The organism is Acidisphaera sp. L21, from assembly GCF_009765685.1.
In the GTDB taxonomy this organism is placed as follows: Bacteria; Pseudomonadota; Alphaproteobacteria; order Acetobacterales; family Acetobacteraceae; genus LMUY01.
The window spans coordinates 1-1078 of the sequence record NZ_LMUY01000009.1 but is presented as its reverse complement, the minus strand read 5'-3'; the positions used below and the strand labels follow the sequence as shown (position 1 = coordinate 1078).

Genomic DNA, 1078 nt, shown 5'->3' with positions numbered 1-1078 from the left:
ATCCATTCAATAGTGTCCAACAGATGCTCACGCGGGTCGGGCTCCTCCATCGGCTGCGTAGTCCACCATACGTTGTGTCGCAGCACATCGCTGGGTAGCCGGGTCAGATGCGGTGTTTCGGAACGAAGCGTCTTCCAGCTCTTATCCATCCGCCACCCGAGTGCGGGCGCCCAGGCGAACCCGGCCTCCACCATGATCACGCGCAAGGCCGGAACCCGTTCGAACACCCCCTCCACGATCATGCTGGTCAGCCCAGCCTGGCAGCTTTGCGCATGGCCGGTCATTTCCTCGATGTAATGGCTGGGCCAGCCGGTGCTACTGATCGGCGAACCACCGTAGCCGAACGCATGGACCGACACGGGCAGCCCGGCCGCCGCCGCTGCCTCGTAGATGCGGTGATAGCGCCGGTTGCCCAGCGGGTCCGCGGTGCGCGACAGTAGCAGCACCTGGACGTAGTCCTTGTGCCCGGCCCAGTGCTCGATCTCCGCCACCGCAAGCTCGGGAAACTCGTAAGGCACCACGATAGAGGCCTTCAGCCTGCTGTCGGCTGCCAGCCACACTTCCTCCTGCCAGTGGTTGACGGCCCGGCACAGTGCCGCACTCAAATCGGGATTCGACACGCCCTGTCCGCTGGTGAGTGGGTTCAAGATCCCAAGCACCACGTTATTGGCGTCCAGATGCTGCGTGCCCAGGAATGACGGACTGCTGCCCTGGCGGCCACCTTCTGGCGGGTATGCATCCCGGCGCGAGGCGTGGGGCTGGCTTTTGGGGTATGCCGGTCCTTTCTCCATGCCCTGCCGCCGCATGATGCCAAATTCCGCCACATGGTCACGCCAGCGCTGGGCCAGCCAGGGATCGTAGTCCCGCGGGCCGCGTTGCTGCGGATGAATGTCGCAGTCGGCGATACCAAGCCGGCCTGCGGCCGCGGTGCCGGGGGTCGGGCGGGTTTGCACATTCATGCCACGAACTCCATGAGACGAGCATAGGTTGCCCTCGGATTGTCCACCATCATCTTGCGAGCGAGGCTCGGCGGCAGGCCGGGTGGAATAGGATCCTGCCCCTCAAACTGGGCGTGGGG

At 64.7% G+C, this 1078-nt stretch carries 1 protein-coding gene; it reads right to left on the bottom strand.

The genetic code is table 11. From position 1 onward, the window contains the following. Positions 1 to 959: amidohydrolase family protein (locus GSQ76_RS02105; RefSeq protein WP_158742267.1), on the bottom strand; the 959-nt coding region annotated here is incomplete at its 3' end. Positions 960 to 1078: the final 119 nt, after the last annotated feature.